The organism is Providencia sp. PROV197 (assembly GCF_028479625.1).
GTDB lineage: Bacteria > Pseudomonadota > Gammaproteobacteria > Enterobacterales > Enterobacteriaceae > Providencia > Providencia vermicola.
The window spans coordinates 127116-145581 of sequence record NZ_JAMPNZ010000001.1 but is presented as its reverse complement, the minus strand read 5'-3'; the positions used below and the strand labels follow the sequence as shown (position 1 = coordinate 145581).

The following is an 18466-nucleotide window of genomic DNA, read 5'->3' as shown; positions in this document are numbered from 1 at the left end:
ACAGCCCGTTATGCACTTTCCAATGATATTAAGTGAATTAACTTAAGTGCAATTAAGCGTTGCCTAATTGTAATTTGAAGGTGTAGTTAAATGAATAATTTTAATAATTCGAAAATGAATGTGGATGCACTTTTCTTAGGCCCAAAATCTGAAAATGCAGTCTTTTTTAAAGAGATGATGGAGTATTCTGTTACGGAACACATGCATTGGCGTTCAAGTTACCATCCTGAAGATCCTGACCATATTACGACTGTTGACCGCTATGCCCCTGAGTATAGAGATACATTGTATCGAACGGAGGGGATCCTTAATCAATTATCCTCAAAGTTAAAAAGTACATCTGTTCCTTGGTTTTCACCTCGTTATATGGGGCATATGAATGCGGATACACTCATGGTTTCAAATCTCGCTTATGTGATGGCGATGATGTACAACCCCAATAATTGTGCTCAAGAGTCCTCTCCTACGACCACCGCACTGGAAATCGAAGCAGGATTAGACTTGTGCAACATGTTTGGTTATAACGTGAATCAATCCTGGGGGCATATTACATCAGGCGGAACTGTTGCGAATTATGAAGGTCTGTGGGTTGCACGAAATCTTAAAAGTTTACCTATAGCCATTGCCCAACATGAAAAATCTCAGCATTTGTTAATTGGAAAATCAGAAAAAGAACTGCTCAATTTACCAGTAGCTGCCGTTTTAGAACTCATTGATGAATTAAAAAAGTTAAATACTTTTGAAGAGGTGAGAGAGCTAACAGCACGCGGTACAGGTGTATCATTACATACCTTGGGGAAATTGTTAGTCCCTCAATCTAAGCACTATTCATGGATGAAAGCGATGGATATTTTGGGGCTTGGTCAACAAAATATCGTGCAATTGCCCGTTGATACAAGCTATCGAACCGATGTGCAGAAAATGCGTGAAACCGTGTTCTCATTAATAGAACAAGGAGAGCCAATTCTTGCCGTTGTTGCTGTTGTCGGTACAACAGAAACAGGTGCTATAGATGATGTAAAAGCCGTTATTGATTTGCGTCGTGAATGTGAAGAGCAATACGGAGTGTCTTTTTATGTGCATGTTGATGCGGCGTATGCAGGTTATGCGTGTGCGATGTTCCGTGATGAAGATAACCAGTTTATAGAATATGACGCACTTATTCATCGTTATCATCAGGAAGGTATTTTCCCTCAAGATGTTATTTGGCCAAAATTGGATGTGTATGAAAGCTTTAAAGCACTAAATCAAGCGGATTCAATTACAGTAGACCCTCATAAAGTAGGCTTTATTCCATATGGTGCAGGGGCTATTTGTATGAAGGATAAGCGTATTGTTGATTTGATTTCTTATCATGCAGCTTATGTATTTGAAGACGTTCAGGAAAAACATCATAAATTAGACAAGCAGCACAATGTTATTTTAGGCTCATCGATAATGGAAGGTTCAAAAGCAGGGGCGACAGCAGCCGCTGTTTGGGCTGCACACAGGTTAGTTCCGTTAAATCTTTTGGGGTATGGCAAAGTGCTTGCTGCGGGTATTACAACGGCTAACTGGATGATTGAAAAAATCAATCAGTGCAAGGCATTTAATATTGATGGGCGTAAGTTTACAATTTTTGCAATGCCAGATCCTGATTTTCACATGATTAACTTTATGTTCCGTGAATTAGGAAATCCCTCTTTAGAAAAGCAAAACCGCTTAAACAAACGGCTTTATGAACTGTGTTCTTATGCAGCAGGTCGCACCTATTCAAACGACTTTTTAACCTCGTCAACATCATTAACCTACGAAGAATATGGTGATAATCCATTGAATTTATGTCGAGATGCTAACTTTACTGACAGTGAATGGCATAACGTTCAGTCTGTGTATGTATTACGAGCAGCAGTAATGACTCATTGCTTACGTGATAAGCAGCATTTTGAAAATTACTGGGGTGCATTAATCGCAACGTTTGAAGAAAAATTACAACAACTCGTTGATGAAGAAAATAAAATAAATCACTCCAATTATAAATTAGCCTCTAATTAATTTGTTAGGATCTCAATATGAAAAATCGCACATTGGGTAGTATTTTTATTGTTGCAGGTACGACGATTGGTGCAGGGATGTTGGCAATGCCAATAGCGGCAGCGGGTAACGGATTTTTAGTTAGTTTAGGCATGTTATTAGCCTTATGGGCCTTGATGTGCTACACCGCACTTCTTTTGGTTGAAGTTTACCAGCATGAATCCTATGAAACAGGCATTGGTAGTGTCGCTCAGCGCTATTTAGGATCTGGGGGCAAATTTATTACTGGTTTTAGCATGATGTTTCTTATGTACGCCTTAACCGCGGCTTATGTGAGTGGGGCGGGTGAAATCATCACGTCAAATCTTAAAAGCAGTTTTGCGGTTGACATGGCGGATTGGATGGGAATACTCCTGTTTACGGTGATTGGTGGTGGGGTCGTCTGTTTTGGGACTTCGTCAGTAGACTTTATTAATCGTATATTATTCACTGCAAAAATTATTTTCTTAGTCATTATTTTGGCGTTAATGATGCCGCATGTAGAGCAACAAAATTTATTGGCTGCTCCAACGGAGAAAGTCCTGATTTTATCTGCGATCCCTGTCTTCTTTACATCGTTTGGTTTTCACGGCAGTGTCCCAAGTATTGTGAAATATATGGGGGGAGATGTTAAAAAACTGCGAGTTATCTTTATTATTGGTAGCGCCATTCCCCTTATTGCTTATATTTTATGGCAAATTGCGACGCTGGGGAGTATCGGAACAACGACGTTTGTGGGTATTTTGGCAGAAAATGTAGGGCTTAATGGCTTATTAGATGCGATTAAAGATGTGGCACAATCAGGTCGCACAGAGTTAGTTGCACAGATGTTTATGAGTTTGGCGCTAGCAACATCATTTTTAGGCGTCGCGTTAGGGCTATTTGATTTCTTAGCGGACTTATTTAAGCGACAAGATAACGCGGTAGGGCGTATACAAACAGGTTTGTTGACGTTTGGACCACCTTTAGTGTTTGCGTTGTTTTATCCGAAGGGGTTTGTGATGGCACTGGGTTATGCCGCAATCGCCTTATCAATTCTTGCGTTATTATTACCAAGCGCAATGGCATTTAAGTCTCGCACATTAAATCAGCGTCGATACCAAGTATTAGGTGGCCCGATTGGATTGCTGGTCGTATTTTTATGTGGAATAGTCGTGATTGGTGTTCAGCTGGGTATTGTATTTAACGTATTACCCAATATTGGTTAATAAATTGGATAATACCGATCTAACCTGCAGTCAAACCTAATCGGTTTGTCAGCAGTCTTAAGCCAGTCTACGGACTGGCTTTTTTATGCTCAAAAGCGAGCAATTCAGATAATTTACAGCACAATAATGACTGCTTTAAGTTATATCAATGCGTATAATCTAACTAAGAATGATTATCATTAGCACGTTATGCACAAAAACAGATATATCTAAAGCTAGCATTTTTTGTAGAAGTGACTATTATATCCGATATATCGGTTTTGGCATCAAAACAAACACTGAGAATTTGAATGGCAAACGAACAACAACTTGATCCTTGCTTATGTAATGGTAAGAGTGTGAGTCGAATGTTTAACCCTAAACAGTTAAGAATATATATTCTACACTTACTGACTGAGGGAATAAATTACGGCTATGACCTGATCAAAAAAATTTCAGAGGAAACGGCAGGGTTTTATTGCCCAAGCCCTGGGGTTATTTATCCTACACTAACATTATTAGAAGAATTAGGTTTTATTACTGCGGGAACGGGTAAAGAGAATGACAAAGGTCGTAAGTGTTTTGTCATCACTCCAGAAGGGCGGTGCTTTTTATTATTAAAAGCTGAACTTTTGGCAGAAGTTCAACTAAAGTTAAATTATGCACAAGAGCTTAAAGCGGGAAACCAATTTGCTAATGAGATTGAATGTGCAGTGGATAAATTTAAATCACTTTTGAGGCACAAAATCGTTTTACAGCAATTAAGTAAAGACGAGTCAGCAAAAGTCGTTGAAATCATTAACCAAGCAGTTGAACGAATAGAAGAGGTCAACGCGGTATTAGTGACGGAAGGAAAATTAAATGGCTAAAACTAATGATATAATTCAAGCAAAAGAGCACTCATATATGACAGATAATCGTAAAGCGGCACAGGATAATACTTCTACATCTAACGAAGCCGAAAAAAGCACAAAGAAAGATGATAAATTTAAAGAAGTTGTCTGCCCAAATGTGCCTACATCTTATTTTAAGCGCGCAAAAAAACAAAAAATCAAATAATAAGATGAATGGTTTACAAAATCTTTATTCAACAGTGGACTGAATTGGTGGTTAACTACTACTAGATGAATGCATGCCATATTTTAAATAAATCTATTTTGATGTTTAAGAAAAGCCAAATGGCTTTAACTAAAAATATAATTATTTTGTAAACTCTGCATATCCTTTGATTGATATCTGCTCTATATTTTATTTGGATTAAAAAAACCCTGACTACATCAGTAATCAGGGGGTAAGCTTACAACCCTAATTGGGCATGTATTTGTGCTATTTCATCAACCCATTGTTGTTGTAACAATGGTTTTTGGTGGCTTAATTTACGCTGCTTATCAGCTTCTAATTTTTCCTCTAACACCAATAGTTTTTCTAACAACTCATCTTCATGGGAGATGACCTTTGGGGGAGTATTTACAGTATGGCTGTGTTTAACAGGATCTGTATTACTGTGAGATAATAATTGCGCTTGTTGTTCAATTTTATGATAAATATCATCGATATTAAGGTATTCCTCTAATCGATTCTCATCAATAAACCAAAAACGTTGGCAGCTATTTTCAATTAGCCACCTGTCGTGACTAACGACTAATAATGCCCCTGAAAACTGGCTAATTTCTTCACTCAATGCCTCTTTTCCTTCTAAATCAAGGTGGTTAGTTGGTTCATCCAATAAAATAAGCTCATATTGTGCCAAGCTTAGACCAATAAAAAGCAGTCGTGCACGTTCGCCACCACTGAGTGTTCCCACGGTTTGTTGGTGACGTGCATAAGCAAATCCAGCGCCAATAAGTGCCATTTTACGCTGTTCATCCGTAATGGAGGCAAAAGGGCGTAGCGCATCCACGAGGCTATCATTATCATTTAGCTGCTCTAGCTGTTGGTCATAATATCCCGCACGAATTGTGGGATGAAACTTTAAGTGTTTGCTATAGCGTAAGTCCTGCTGATAATGTTGCCAAAGAAGACGCAATAAGGTTGATTTACCGCAACCATTTGCTCCCATAATGGCGATGCGATCACCACTTTTCACCTGATGAAACGCAGTTTTAAACAAATTTTCTCCCGCAGGCGTTGAAACTTCAGTTCCTTCGAGCTCGAGAACTCGGTCTGCAGGGATTGGTTTACCATTTAATGCCAATTTCCATTGATAACCTTCAGTGAGCTCTGTTTGAGTTTCTTTAAGTCTATCAATGTGTTTTTCCATTTGTTTCGCTTTGCGAGAAAGGCCCTCGTTATCATAAACATGCCCCCAAATAGCCAAGCGTTTTGCGCTAGAGGCGATTCGGTCAATCTCTTTTTGCTCCGCCTGATTTCGTCTTTCATCGGTAATGTCTTTTTCAGCCATGGCACGGCGTGCCTCGCTACAAGGTAACCGATAAAAATGTAACGATTTATCACGTAAAACCCACGTACAGTTAGTGACTTTATCAAGTAAAGCTTGGTCGTGGGAAACCAGTACAAAACTGCCCCTCCAAGACTGCAGAAAATTACCTAACCAAATTAAGGTGGGCAAGTCCAAATGGTTACTGGGTTCATCTAGCAATAATAAGTCAGGCTGTTCAATTAAGGCTCGGCCTAACAAGAGACGAGTATGTTGGCCGCCACTCATTTCATTGGCTTTTTGTTCCCATTGCTGGGTAGTAAAACCTAATTCTGACAGTAATACTTCAGCCCGCCAGCGTTCAGTGACCTTGTCTTGTTCAGACATTTTTTGAACCAGTGCTTCAATTAGTGTCAGATGGGCAACATCTTCGGGTAAATGTTGTTCGATATACGCCGTGACACAGTGATTTGCGTAGGTAATGCTACCGCTGTTGGGGGATAGCTGGTGGGTAAGTAACTTTAATAGCGTACTTTTTCCACTGCCATTATGGCCAATTAAGCCGATGCGGTCGCCTTGTTGCAAGGTGAATGAAACATCATTTAATAGCGTGTGGGTAGAAATGTCGTAATTTAATGATTTTACAGATAATAAAGTGCTCATAGCTTACTCAAATTTTAGGCATGACAATGCCTTGGATAGTCATAACGACAACCCAGTAAGCTGAGGGAAGATCTCTTTGTGGCTTCGCTCAGGCAGGGTTATCGCAGTATAAAACTGTGAAAGCCTGAGCTCTGGCGATTACCAAAGAAGTGTGAGTATTCAATGAGATCACACAACAGCATAAATTAGCCTCCTTATTTTTCGTTAGGTTGAACAATGTACGAATCATAACAAACATAGGGGAAGGATCAAAATCCAGAAATGCGTTTTTTCATAACGGTTGTAGTAATAGGTAGGATTACAGGTATAAATATCGCTTATATCGTGTGAGTTCATATGAATTAAATTGCTAAGTGTTGGGCGTTCAAGATGTAAGGCATAAAATTGCCGTTCAAATAACAAGAGAGCCGCAAATGAACGTAGAAATAAAGCCAGCAACAATGCAAGATGCTACATTGATTTTAACGATGATAATTGAATTAGCAGAGTATGAAAAAGCTCGTCATGAAGTTAAGGCCAGTGTTGCTGATATCGAAAATTCACTATTTGGCGCAGATTCTAAAACAGAAGCCCTTATTTGTTATGTGGATGATAAACCTGCAGGGTATGCGGTTTTCTTTACTAGCTATTCAACTTGGTTAGGTAATAACGGTATTTACTTGGAAGATCTCTATGTATCTCCCGATTTTCGTGGCGCAGGTGCAGGAAAAAAACTGCTAAAACATATCGCTGTATTAGCCGTAGAAAGGAAGTGCCAACGTCTTGAATGGAGTGTTTTAGACTGGAATCAACCAGCAATTGATTTTTATAAAAGCATCGGCGCGCAACCACAAGATGAATGGGTTCGTTACCGTATGGATGAAAAAACAATTGCAGAGTTTGCACGTTAATCGCTAATAATTAAACGAATATAAAGTTTGTTTGAAAAAGCCAGTAAAATAAATTTACTGGCTTTGTTTTTATATTCTTTCATCTAAAGTTGTACAATTAATGCCTTCTGATGAATTTTGTTAATTTATTCTGATTTTTTGTGATGCAAGGCAACTATACTTAATCCAAATTTTGATAAACTTCCGTTAAATTAGATAGATAGCTGATAGTTGAATAGCAATGACACTGATTTAACCTATTTTAAAAATATAATTTTGTTTTTTCGTATTTGGCCGTATTTATTTCGCATATTAACAATTATATGGCTTTATTAATTTCACCAGGTTAATAAAAATAATTGTTGTTCATTGTTTTCTCATTTAATGGAAAAGGGATGGTATGAAAATAAATAAGCAAAAAATATCTTTTTACATCATTTTAATACTCATTATTGCAGCTGGTGGTTTTTACTACTGGAGCATAAATTCAGGTGGGTTACCCTCTGGTTTTGCGCAAAGTAATGGGCGCATAGAAGCGACAGAGATTGATATTGCGACTAAAACTGCAGGTCGAATTGAAACCATCAATGTAAGAGAAGGGGATTTTGTCAAAGAAGGGCAAGAATTAGCCCGTATGGATACTCGTGCGCTTCAAGAACAACTCCATGAAGTCCAAGCACAATTACGCCAAGCGATTAGTGCTGTCACCACCGCAGAGTCTGCGCTTGCTCAACGCAAAAGTGAAAAAGTAGCCGCTCAGGCAGTGGTACGCCAACGCGAAGCTGAACTTGATGCCGCACAAAAGCGTCTTAATCGTTCAAGAGCATTGGTGAGAACTAAAGCGGTTTCTCAGCAACAGGTTGATGATGATACCGCGCAAATGCAGGGCTCACGTGCAGCTTTAGAAGCATCAAAAGCCCAAGTTGCTGCAGCAACATCTGCGATTGACTCTGCAAGTGCTGGCATTGTTCAAGCTAAAAACCGAGTCGATGCAGCAACCGCTACAGAGCGCCGCATCATGGCTGACTTAGACGACAGTATTTTAAAAGCCCCTCGTAATGGGCGTATTCAATACCGTGTTGCAGAGCCTGGAGAAGTCCTTGGCGCTGGGGGGCGAGTATTGAATATGGTGGATTTAAGTGATGTATACATGACGTTCTTCTTGCCAACAGAAGATGCAGGAAAAGTGGCTCTGGGAAGCGATGTGCACATTATTCTTGATGCTGCACCTAATATTGTTATTCCTGCTAAAACGACCTTTGTTGCCAGTGTTGCCCAGTTCACACCCAAAACCGTTGAAACACAAAATGAACGCTTAAAACTGATGTTCCGCGTTCGTGCGCGTATCTCCCCTGAATTACTCGAACAACACCTTGAATATGTGAAAACAGGTCTACCAGGTAAAGCTTATGTCCGTTTGGACTCAAATGAATCTTGGCCTACTGAACTTGAGGTGAGATTACCACAATGACCAATAAACTGATGGATGATGTGATCATTGATATACAGCATGTCAGCCAGCATTATGGTGAAAATTGTGCATTGGATGACATTGTGCTGTCGATTCCAGCTCGCAAGATGGTTGGGTTGATAGGGCCTGATGGTGTGGGGAAATCCAGCTTGATTTCGTTGATAGCAGGGGCGCGGGCTATTCAACAAGGTAATGTGTTTGTACTTGATGGCGATATGAATGATGCTGAACACCGTCGCGCAGTATGCCCTCGAATTGCCTACATGCCGCAAGGGCTTGGTAAAAACCTCTACCATACCTTATCCGTGTATGAAAACGTCGACTTTTTCGGTCGTTTATTTGGCCAATCAAAGGCGGAAAGGGAATATCGCATTCAGGATCTACTTGAAAGTACGGGGTTAGCGCCGTTTAAAGACAGACCTGCGGGTAAATTATCAGGGGGCATGAAACAAAAACTTGGTTTATGTTGTGCATTAATCCATGATCCAGACTTGTTAATTCTTGATGAGCCTACCACAGGGGTTGACCCCTTATCACGTGCTCAGTTTTGGGATCTCATTGATCGTATCCGTTTGCGTCAAACTAATATGAGTGTATTAGTGGCAACAGCCTATATGGAGGAAGCGGAGAGATTCGATTGGCTGGTGGCAATGGATGATGGAAAAGTATTAGCGACAGGGCATGCATCGGAATTAAAAGCCCAAACACGATGTGATGATCTAGAAGCGGCTTTCATTGAACTATTGCCAGAAGAAAAACGCAGTGGCCACAAGAAAGTGGTGATCCCTCCGAGAGACACCTCAAAAGATGATGTTATCGCAATTGAAGCGCAAGATTTAACGATGCGTTTTGGCAATTTCGTTGCTGTTGACCACGTGAATTTTAAGATCCCAAAAGGGGAAATATTCGGTTTTTTAGGTTCAAACGGTTGCGGTAAATCAACAACGATGAAAATGCTGACTGGGCTTTTGCAGGCGAGTGAAGGGCAGGCTTGGTTATTTGGGCAAGAAATTGACCCGAAGGATATCGAAACGCGTAAACGAGTTGGTTATATGTCACAGGCTTTTTCTCTGTATAGCGAACTGAGTGTGGAACAAAACTTAGTTTTACATGCAAAACTGTTTCATATTCCAGAAGACAAAATTGCTCGTCGTGTTGATGACATGTGCCAACGGTTTGAACTTGATGAAGTCAGGGATACGATGCCTGATGATTTACCATTAGGTATACGCCAGCGCTTATCTTTAGCGGTTGCGGTGATCCACGAACCCGAGATGCTAATACTGGATGAACCCACATCGGGTGTTGACCCTGTAGCCAGAGACATGTTCTGGAATTTAATGGTTGATCTATCAAGACGTGACGGTGTCACAATATTTATCTCTACGCACTTTATGAACGAAGCGGAGCGCTGTGACCGTATATCCTTAATGCACGCAGGTAAGGTACTTGACTGCGATACCCCAGTTAATCTCACCAAAAAGCGCGGTTTGGCGACACTCGAGGAAACCTTTATTGCTTATTTACAAGATGCCGTGGGTGATGCAGGACAAGGAACCGAAACCGCACCTGAGTTCCATGTTGATCCAGAGCTAAAAGAGCAAGCCACAGAAGCCTTAAAAAAACGCTTTAGTTTACGTCGCTTATTCAGCTATTCCATCCGTGAAGGCATGGAGTTGCGGCGAGACCCAGTGCGCTCCACACTTGCTTTGCTTGGTACGGTGATCTTGATGTTTATTATGGGCTACGGGATCAGTATGGACGTTGAAAACTTACGTTTTTCTGTGCTAGACCGTGACCAGACAGGCTTAAGCCAAGGTTATACGTTAAACCTTGCAGGTTCCCGTTATTTTATTGAACAGCCACCTCTTCAAGATTATGACGCACTTGAAGAAGGCATGCGCAGTGGTCAAATCACTGTCGCTATTGAAATACCCCCAAATTTTGCTCGTGATATTGCCCGTGGAAGTAATGTGAAAATCGGTGTTTGGATTGATGGTGCAATGCCAAATCGTGCAGAAACGGTTCGCGGTTATGTTCAAGCAATGCACCTTGCATGGTTAAGTACCATGGCGGCTAGGCAGCCTGTAGGGGTAGCAGGTATGCCTGCTATTGATATAGAAACGCGGTATCGTTATAACCCTGACGTACGCAGTTTACCTGCGATTGTTCCTGCCGTTATCCCATTGTTATTAATGATGATTCCAGCAATGTTAAGTGCATTAAGTGTGGTGCGTGAAAAAGAGTTGGGTTCAATTATTAACCTTTATGTCACCCCGATCACCAAATTAGAGTTTTTACTGGGCAAACAGCTCCCCTACATTTTATTGGGGATGTTTAACTTTGTACTGCTTTGTATTTTGTCGGTGTATATTTTTGGTGTGGAATTTAAAGGCAGTTTTTTAACGTTGACCTTGGCTGCATTTTTGTACGTTAGTATTGCAACAGGGATTGGATTACTCATCTCTTGCTTCATGAAAAGCCAAATCGCGGCCATTTTTGGTACGTCGATCATCACATTAATTCCCGCAACACAGTTTTCTGGAATGATTGACCCAGTTTCATCATTAGAGGGAATAGGGCGTTGGGTGGGCATGGTTTATCCAACCTCACACTTTCTCACTATCACGCGAGGGACTTTCTCCAAAGGCCTTAACTTGTTTGATTTACAGGCATCATTTATCCCGTTGTTGATTACAGTTCCTCTTGTCATCGGGCTGAGTGTATTGTTCCTGAAAAAACAGGAGTCCTAATGATGATACGTAAAATTCAAAATATCTTTAATTTAGGTGTTAAGGAGTTACGAAGCTTAGGGCGTGACAAAGCAATGCTGGCTTTGATTGTTTTTGCTTTTACGGTTTCGATTTATTCATCCGCAACGGTGACACCAGGGTCTTTACATAACGCCCCGATAGCCATTGCAGACCAAGATAAGTCGCAGTTATCAAACCGGATTATTAATAGCTTCTATGCCCCTTATTTTTTACCGCCTGCGGATATTACGCCTGATCAAATAGATGGCTTGCTTAACCGAGGTTCATATACTTTTGCCTTGGATATTCCGCCTAATTTTCAACGGGATGTCTTAGCGGGTAGGAGCCCTGAAATTCAAGTGAATATTGACGCAACACGTATGAGCCAAGCATTTTTAGGGAATAGTTATATTCAAAATATTACCCTTGGTGAGGTCAATGAGTTCTTAGCGAAATACCGCAGTAATGCGAGCTTGCCTGTTGATTTGGAAGTACGGATGCGCTTTAATCCTAACCTAACCCAATCGTGGTTTGGTTCCGTGATGGCAATTATTAACAATATCACTATGTTATCGATTGTTTTAACGGGGGCAGCGTTGATCCGTGAACGAGAGCATGGCACGGTTGAGCATCTAATGGTGATGCCATTGACGCCTTTTGAGATCATGATGTCTAAAATATGGTCAATGGGATTGGTGGTGCTGATTGCATCAGGAGTTTCATTGATGCTAGTGGTGAAGACACTGTTGCAAGTCCCAATCGAAGGCTCGATTTTGCTCTTTATGTGTGGCGTTGCTTTAAGTCTTTTTGCGACAACATCCATAGGTATTTTTATGGGGACAATCGCCCGTTCAATGCCACAGTTTGGGTTATTAATGATTTTAGTCTTATTGCCATTGAATATGCTTTCTGGTGGGATGACGGCGCGGGAAAGTATGCCACAATTAGTGCAAGATATTATGTTAACGATGCCGACCACCCACTTTGTGAGCCTTGCACAGGCTATCTTGTATCGCGGAGCAGGCTTCCAGATTGTTTGGTCACAGTTTGCTATTTTACTGGTTATTGGCAGTGTTTTCTTTGCACTCGCCCTAATTCGTTTTCGCAAAACCATTGCCACAATGGCGTAATAACATCCTAAATTGCCTACCTAAAAAGAAAACGCTTGCTGAATGCCTCAGTAAGCGTTTTAATGATTTGCCTATCAATTATTAATAAATGATTAGATTATGCCTATCAAATCGATAGCGCGTACTGATTGGATTAAGTCGCTGTAAAACAGTAACTTAATAGGCAACCAAACAGGAGAACATCATATGTCATTAATTAATACTCAAATCAAACCTTTTACTAACCAAGCATTTAAAGATGGCAAATTCATCGAAGTTTCTGAAAAAGACGTTGCGGGTAAATGGAGTGTTTTCTTCTTTTATCCAGCTGACTTTACGTTTGTTTGCCCAACTGAACTGGGTGACATTGCAGACCACTACGAAGAATTCCAAAAATTAGGTGTTGAAATTTTCTCTGTTTCTACCGACACACACTTTACACATAAAGCATGGCACGCAAGCTCAGACACTATTGGTAAAATCAAATATGCGATGATCGGCGATCCAACAGGCGCATTAACGCGTAACTTTGAAAACATGCGTGAAGCTGAAGGCTTAGCAGACCGTGGTACATTTGTCGTTGACCCTCAAGGTATTATCCAAGCGATTGAAATCACTGCTGAAGGTATTGGTCGTGATGCAGCAGACTTACTGCGTAAAGTGAAAGCGGCTCAGTACGTTGCAAGCCACCCAGGTGAAGTTTGCCCAGCTAAATGGAAAGAAGGTGATGCAACATTGTCTCCATCTTTAGATTTAGTCGGCAAAATCTAATTAATCTTTTGATTGAATATTAGATGACTCGAGTTACAGGCATTTAGTGCAATGATGCCTTGCCTGTAACTTGCAGTATGGCGGGTATATGTACCCGATTTTAGGATTAAAATTAAAGGGGATTACATGCTCGACAACAATTTACAGGCCCAATTAAAAGCCTATTTAGAACGTTTAACTAAACCCGTTGAATTAGTTGCCAATTTAGACGACAGCCAAAAATCAAACGAAATTAAGCAATTGCTCGATCAAATTGCATCGTTGTCTGACAAAGTGAGTGTACGTGAAGAACGTAACAGTGCGATAAGAACGCCATCATTTTTAATTACTAACCCAGGTATTGATAGTGGTTTGCGTTTTGCAGGATCGCCACTGGGACACGAATTTACCTCTCTTGTGCTAGCACTATTGCAAATTGGTGGGCATCCATCGAAAGAAGCGCAAGAGTTATTGGAACAAGTAAAAGGCCTTGAAGGCGAGTTCCAATTCGAAACATATTATTCATTATCTTGCCATAACTGCCCTGACGTTGTTCAGGCATTGAATTTAATGGCAGTTTTAAACCCAAATATCAGCCATACCGCCATTGATGGTGCGCTTTTCCAACATGAAATTGATGAGCGTAACGTGATGGGCGTTCCAGCCGTTTACCTAAATGGCAAAGAATTTGGCCAAGGCCGTATGACATTGAGTGAAATTGTCAGCAAAGTTGATACTAACGCAGATGCACGTGCCGCTAAGTCATTGACTGAACGTGAACCTTTTGAAGTGTTAGTGATTGGTAGTGGTCCCGCGGGCGCATCAGCTGCAATTTACACCGCACGTAAAGGTATCCGCACAGGTGTTATCGGTGAGCGCTTTGGTGGCCAAGTGATGGATACCGTTGATATTGAAAACTATATTTCCGTTATCAAAACGGAAGGTGCCATTTTTGCTGGCGCGTTGAAAAACCACGTTGATAGCTATGATGTTGATGTGATTGATGGTCAATCAGTGGCTAAACTGATCCCAGCCGCTGAAGAAGGTGGTTTACACCAAATCGAAACAGCATCTGGTGGTATTTTAAAATCACGCAGTATTATTATTTCGACAGGTGCGCGTTGGAGAAACATGGGCGTTCCTGGTGAACAAGAGTATCGCACCAAAGGGGTGACATTCTGCCCACACTGTGACGGTCCGTTGTTTAAGGGCAAACGCGTTGCAGTTATTGGTGGTGGTAACTCAGGTATTGAAGCTGCCATTGATTTAGCGGGTGTGGTTGAGCATGTCACTGTGCTTGAGTTTGCGCCAGAACTTAAAGCAGATTCTGTATTACAACAAAAAGCACGTAGCTTGAAGAATGTCGATATTATTGTAAATGCCCAAACCCTTGAAGTAAAAGGTGACGGTAGCAAAATGACTAGCCTTGAGTATAAAGACCGTACAGACGAAAGTGTGCATTCTTTAGAGGTTGCAGGTGCATTCGTACAAATCGGTTTATTGCCAAATACCAATTGGTTAGGTGATACAGTTGCAAGAAACCGTATGGGCGAGATTGAAATCGACGCACGTAATGAAACCAGTGTGAAAGGCATTTTCGCAGCAGGGGATTGTACAACAGTGCCTTACAAGCAAATTATCATCTCTGCTGGAGAAGGGGCAAAGGCCGCACTTAGCGCATTTGATTACCTAATCCGCACAAGTACCAGAACCGCTGAATAGATGTAATTTACTTTATATTCAGTGAGTTGTAGTCAAAAGGCACTCGGGGGCGAGTGCCTTTTTTTTGTGCATAATCTGTACAGAAAAGGCTCAAAAGTGCCTAAAAGTGTTCAAGTGTGGACAATTTGTGGACATGCAAAAGTTAAATTTGCTTCGTTTTTCGTCGTCAAAATCATCCTAAAACGAACAGTCTATTAAGCTAACTAATAAGCCGTTGAGCGCTGATATTACTTTAAGTGCTGGTGATGTGGGCGCTTATACCAAAGCAGAAACCGACACTAAAGTCGCGGATGCAAAAAAAGCGGGTACAGATGCACAAGCTACCGCTAACGCAGCTAATACTGCAGCAACTAATAAAAGCCCAAAAAAGAGAAGTCGAGCAAAAAAGAGGGCGATTACATCGAGGGTGCCGAGGGTAACGTTTTTGTGATGCGACAAACCTTTAAAAACGAACAATCCGCTAAACGTGCCGCTGCGGCCAAGTGGTCAAAATTACAAAGGGGCGTAGCAGAATTTAATATTACCTTGGCCGAGGGGCGCGCAGATCTTTATCCTGAGATGCCAGTGACCGTGACAGGCTTTAAACCGACAATAGATAGTCACCAGTGGGTGATTAGCCGAGTTGTTCATCAAATCGATAGTCACGGCTTTATCACAAGTTTGGAGCTAGAAATAAGGATCAAAGATGTTGGTATTGAATGAGGAGTAAACTCATTAGAGGTTCGGTTAATATTATAAACTTATCCTTTTCAACTAGACTTACATCGTCATTGTTGACAAATATACATTTAGGGGGAGTTTTTTCAGGTCTAAAGAAATCAAATTCAATTCTTGTGGTTAATGATTTAATATCATCATAGTTACAAAAGATAGAATGCGTTGGTGTTTGAAATGCATTGAAAGCAGTCATTTGAATTTTATTCAGTGTTGCAGGAATAGGTGTGTCAGCATCATGCCATTTTTTTGCTGTTATTTCGATTTTGTTTTTATTAATGAAATGTATGGAGTCAAAGGTTTTATAAGCCAGAAGGTTAAGAATATTAGTGGTGAAGGATAAAAATATTAAATACAGTGAGAGATAAACAGTCTTTTTTATGATTCCAATGTTTGGGAGTAAAAGTATCACGTTTGGAATTGTATATAAGATAAGGCACAAGCTAACAAATGGTATGAAAGCATCTTCTAATTGCATTTCACCATCAAGGTTATTTACTAATGCAGAGATAGATAGTATAGACATAGGAATGATAAGCAGTGAAAACAATAATAGCATTATAAATCTATCACGATTTGTTATTCGGTTGTTGCCTTTTTTACTTCTAAAAATATCTTTAAATTCATTAGGGTGTGTCATGAAATAAGGTATTTTTGTTATTGTTTGGAAGGTCTTTTTTACTAAGCTGAATAATGCTTTTTGGGCTTTTTTGAAATTAAAAACAGTTTCGGTTAGTACAAATGAAAGGCAAAGAAAGTAAGGCACAGATGCTAAATGATATTTTTTCTCGCTAAAATAATTATAAACCATAATAAAAACAATTGTTAAAAATAAAATACTAATAGCTTTGTATAAAAGAATTTTGTAAAAATTTAATTTTATTTTTATGATTTTAACATTGTTCTTGTATCGTAATATTAGTAGCACCATTACTATAAATGTCATGAATGCCATGAGTGTCACATATTTGGGATGATCCACCGTTAAATAAATCATAGAAAATATTACAATTGGACTTATACATATTGATAATAAATAACTCCAAATAGATAATCTAAAGTTTTGCTTTATATTATTATCATTGGTTATTTCAATGGATAGATTAATAAATTTAAATGTTAAAAATGGAAGGCTATAAAATATAAACGTAAAAACAAACCAAGCGATAGAAATAAATATCAGATAAGGGAATAAGTAGCTCTCTTGTAATAAAAAAGAAAAGAAATTTTGAGCATTCAGTGTACTAAGATAAATAAATAATATTATGGGTGATATAAGGACAGATACGGATATCAATAATGTGATTTTAGAAGAATATGAACCTTTAGACATATAATAAAATCCTTTTAATTGATTTTTGTTATGAATAGATTAACCTAACTTAAGGCATACTCCAAACCCAAGGTTAAAAAATGGCGTTCAATTGTCCCCTGTGTGGTGCTGTGACCTATACCAAAACCAGTAAATCCATGAGCAGTGAAACCCGTAGAAGCTATCACCAATGTCAAAACATGCTGTGTGGCTGCTCTTTTACGACAATAACCTCAGTGGAGGTCTATCTAACAAAAACAATTCCACAAGAGTTACCAGAAGGTTTTGAGATCCCGATGGAAAAGTTACCTAAATCACATCGGGGAGAGAAACAGATGGAGATGTTTTGATCTATTCCATCTGAATTAACCAACTCAAAGAGTACATCAAGATTGCTTATTAACGTCATCGACTAACATTGATAGCTTTTTAAGCTATCAATGATTTTATCAAATATAAAATCTAACGAATTACTATAATCTGATGGCAAAGTTGCGCTATTAAAGCCAAGATTAGCTAAATGTTCGATAGATATAATTACCTGATTATTAGCTCATAGCATCACTAAAACAGCTATTTAAAACCTATCGTACATTTGCTGGTGTCATCTTTAACTACTTCCTCTTGTACGACCAGCTTTGATGTATGTCATAGCTCCGTTATTAAATTACAGAAATATTTTATTTCTTGGTGTAGGATTGATTTATTTTATTAGGTGACTAAAAGGCATTGGTTATGGAAAATCCAAAAGAATTAAACTCTATACTTCCTTCTGAATCAATATTAAAAAGTTTTTCTAGGCCGGTAAAATTCACAGAGTATGGACTTGGGCGAATAGAATACCTTGTGAGAAATAAACCAAATGATCTTTTTCAGATAGGCATTGCGGCTTGGGATCGTTTTTGTAATGTTAATCCTGACCAAGATAAATTTATATTTGGAAAGGAATGTCAGAGTAGCAATCCACTATTGTATAAAAAAGTATCCAGACACATAAAAGAAAAAGTTATTAAAGATATTTTATACGTGCATGGAGAAATTCAGGATCCAGAGCTAGAAGATAAAGAAACGGTTGAACTGATTTTAGCTCATACTTACCCTAACATTTTAATGATCGTTGATGTAAAACTGGTGAATCCTTATAAACCAGTAACCCCGCAGAAGTATGATTTCCAAGAATATCATGGCCTCGGGCTTTTTGCCGAACTTCTGGAAAATGCTATAGAGTATTGTAAGCAACAGGGTATTGCGGAAATATATCTTACTGCTGCCGATTTACCACTTAAAAAGCATTTTGAGAAATATGGATTTATCGTTCATGATACGTGGATGGGAAGAGCAGCTCTTGAGGTAGGGAAAGGCATACCTATGAGTATGTACTTTTAATTTTGATTTACATTAATCTAATCCTATCCCCCCATTGAAAAATAAGCAAAAATAAAGCCTCTCGTCAAAAGAGGCTTTATAAGTGTGGTCAATATGTGGAC

Annotated in this window: 14 protein-coding genes and 1 pseudogene; 13 read left to right on the top strand and 2 right to left on the bottom strand. The window is 39.5% G+C overall.

Annotation, left to right across the window (positions count from 1 at the left end):
- Nucleotides 1-90 precede the first annotated feature (90 nt).
- From PR808_RS00705 to PR808_RS00690, 4 genes are all read left to right on the top strand, one after another.
- On the top strand, nt 91-2034 hold the full coding sequence (locus tag PR808_RS00705; protein WP_272538455.1) for a pyridoxal phosphate-dependent decarboxylase family protein: 1944 nt from the start codon (nt 91-93) through the stop codon (nt 2032-2034).
- Between the two features lie 77 nt (nt 2035-2111).
- Nucleotides 2112-3260 (top strand): tyrosine transporter TyrP, encoded by a 1149-nt coding sequence (gene tyrP / locus PR808_RS00700; protein ID WP_318826048.1) that lies wholly within the window; start codon nt 2112-2114, stop codon nt 3258-3260.
- Between the two features lie 290 nt (nt 3261-3550).
- Nucleotides 3551-4108: a PadR family transcriptional regulator gene (locus tag PR808_RS00695; protein WP_272538454.1), complete on the top strand. Its 558-nt coding sequence runs from the start codon at nt 3551-3553 to the stop codon at nt 4106-4108.
- Nucleotides 4101-4298 (top strand): DEAD/DEAH box helicase, encoded by a 198-nt coding sequence (locus tag PR808_RS00690; protein WP_206084236.1) that lies wholly within the window; start codon nt 4101-4103, stop codon nt 4296-4298. The genes PR808_RS00695 and PR808_RS00690 overlap by 8 nt, the downstream gene beginning before the upstream one ends.
- 238 nt (nt 4299-4536) lie before the next feature.
- On the opposite strand, the gene PR808_RS00685 is transcribed toward PR808_RS00690, so the two are convergent.
- Nucleotides 4537-6279, bottom strand: coding sequence for an ABC-F family ATP-binding cassette domain-containing protein (locus PR808_RS00685; protein ID WP_206084238.1), 1743 nt, complete (start codon nt 6277-6279; stop codon nt 4537-4539).
- A 413-nt stretch (nt 6280-6692) separates the two neighbouring features.
- On the opposite strand from PR808_RS00685, the gene PR808_RS00680 reads away from it, so the two are divergent.
- The 7 genes and pseudogenes from PR808_RS00680 to PR808_RS00645 all read left to right on the top strand — a co-directional run.
- Nucleotides 6693-7169, top strand: coding sequence for a GNAT family N-acetyltransferase (locus PR808_RS00680; protein WP_206084239.1), 477 nt, complete (start codon nt 6693-6695; stop codon nt 7167-7169).
- A gap of 379 nt (nt 7170-7548) precedes the next feature.
- On the top strand, nt 7549-8619 hold the full coding sequence (locus tag PR808_RS00675) for an HlyD family secretion protein (RefSeq protein ID WP_206084241.1): 1071 nt from the start codon (nt 7549-7551) through the stop codon (nt 8617-8619).
- Entirely contained in the window at nt 8616-11372 is a 2757-nt protein-coding gene (gene rbbA / locus PR808_RS00670; RefSeq protein ID WP_206084247.1) for a ribosome-associated ATPase/putative transporter RbbA, read from the top strand. The genes PR808_RS00675 and rbbA overlap by 4 nt, the downstream gene beginning before the upstream one ends.
- 5 nt (nt 11373-11377) lie before the next feature.
- Nucleotides 11378-12502 (top strand): ABC transporter permease, encoded by a 1125-nt coding sequence (locus tag PR808_RS00665; protein WP_272538517.1) that lies wholly within the window; start codon nt 11378-11380, stop codon nt 12500-12502.
- A 186-nt stretch (nt 12503-12688) separates the two neighbouring features.
- The gene (gene ahpC / locus PR808_RS00660; protein ID WP_272538453.1) at nt 12689-13252 is read left to right on the top strand and encodes an alkyl hydroperoxide reductase subunit C; all 564 of its coding nucleotides are present in this window, start codon (nt 12689-12691) and stop codon (nt 13250-13252) included.
- Between the two features lie 126 nt (nt 13253-13378).
- Nucleotides 13379-14953 carry an alkyl hydroperoxide reductase subunit F gene (gene ahpF / locus PR808_RS00655; RefSeq protein WP_206084251.1) on the top strand — a complete coding sequence of 525 codons (1575 nt, stop codon included), beginning with the start codon at nt 13379-13381 and terminating at the stop codon, nt 14951-14953.
- Between the two features lie 357 nt (nt 14954-15310).
- Nucleotides 15311-15655, top strand: a pseudogene (locus PR808_RS00645) (phage late control D family protein); the annotation flags it as partial.
- Here the strand turns inward: PR808_RS00645 and PR808_RS00640 are convergent.
- Nucleotides 15633-17000 (bottom strand): hypothetical protein, encoded by a 1368-nt coding sequence (locus tag PR808_RS00640; protein WP_272538452.1) that lies wholly within the window; start codon nt 16998-17000, stop codon nt 15633-15635. The pseudogene PR808_RS00645 and the gene PR808_RS00640 overlap by 23 nt on opposite strands.
- 80 nt (nt 17001-17080) lie before the next feature.
- On the opposite strand from PR808_RS00640, the gene PR808_RS00635 reads away from it, so the two are divergent.
- Both PR808_RS00635 and PR808_RS00630 read left to right on the top strand, forming a co-directional pair.
- Nucleotides 17081-17329, top strand: a complete 249-nt coding sequence (locus PR808_RS00635; RefSeq protein ID WP_272538451.1) for an ogr/Delta-like zinc finger family protein — start codon at nt 17081-17083, stop codon at nt 17327-17329.
- A gap of 385 nt (nt 17330-17714) precedes the next feature.
- Complete coding sequence (locus PR808_RS00630; protein WP_272538450.1) at nt 17715-18365, top strand: hypothetical protein; 651 nt, start codon at nt 17715-17717, stop codon at nt 18363-18365.
- The last annotated feature ends 101 nt before the right edge of the window (nt 18366-18466 follow it).

What these genes read in the sequence shown, in the direction of transcription:
- PR808_RS00705 (WP_272538455.1), top strand. Translation starts at nt 91, where the DNA reads ATGAATAATTTTAATAATTCGAAAATGAATGTGGATGCACTTTTCTTA.
- tyrP (WP_318826048.1), top strand. Translation starts at nt 2,112, where the DNA reads ATGTTGGCAATGCCAATAGCGGCAGCGGGTAACGGATTTTTAGTTAGT.
- PR808_RS00695 (WP_272538454.1), top strand. Translation starts at nt 3,551, where the DNA reads ATGGCAAACGAACAACAACTTGATCCTTGCTTATGTAATGGTAAGAGT.
- PR808_RS00690 (WP_206084236.1), top strand. Translation starts at nt 4,101, where the DNA reads ATGGCTAAAACTAATGATATAATTCAAGCAAAAGAGCACTCATATATG.
- PR808_RS00685 (WP_206084238.1), bottom strand. Translation starts at nt 6,279, where the DNA reads ATGAGCACTTTATTATCTGTAAAATCATTAAATTACGACATTTCTACC.
- PR808_RS00680 (WP_206084239.1), top strand. Translation starts at nt 6,693, where the DNA reads ATGAACGTAGAAATAAAGCCAGCAACAATGCAAGATGCTACATTGATT.
- PR808_RS00675 (WP_206084241.1), top strand. Translation starts at nt 7,549, where the DNA reads ATGAAAATAAATAAGCAAAAAATATCTTTTTACATCATTTTAATACTC.
- rbbA (WP_206084247.1), top strand. Translation starts at nt 8,616, where the DNA reads ATGACCAATAAACTGATGGATGATGTGATCATTGATATACAGCATGTC.
- ahpC (WP_272538453.1), top strand. Translation starts at nt 12,689, where the DNA reads ATGTCATTAATTAATACTCAAATCAAACCTTTTACTAACCAAGCATTT.
- ahpF (WP_206084251.1), top strand. Translation starts at nt 13,379, where the DNA reads ATGCTCGACAACAATTTACAGGCCCAATTAAAAGCCTATTTAGAACGT.
- PR808_RS00640 (WP_272538452.1), bottom strand. Translation starts at nt 17,000, where the DNA reads ATGTCTAAAGGTTCATATTCTTCTAAAATCACATTATTGATATCCGTA.
- PR808_RS00635 (WP_272538451.1), top strand. Translation starts at nt 17,081, where the DNA reads ATGGCGTTCAATTGTCCCCTGTGTGGTGCTGTGACCTATACCAAAACC.
- PR808_RS00630 (WP_272538450.1), top strand. Translation starts at nt 17,715, where the DNA reads ATGGAAAATCCAAAAGAATTAAACTCTATACTTCCTTCTGAATCAATA.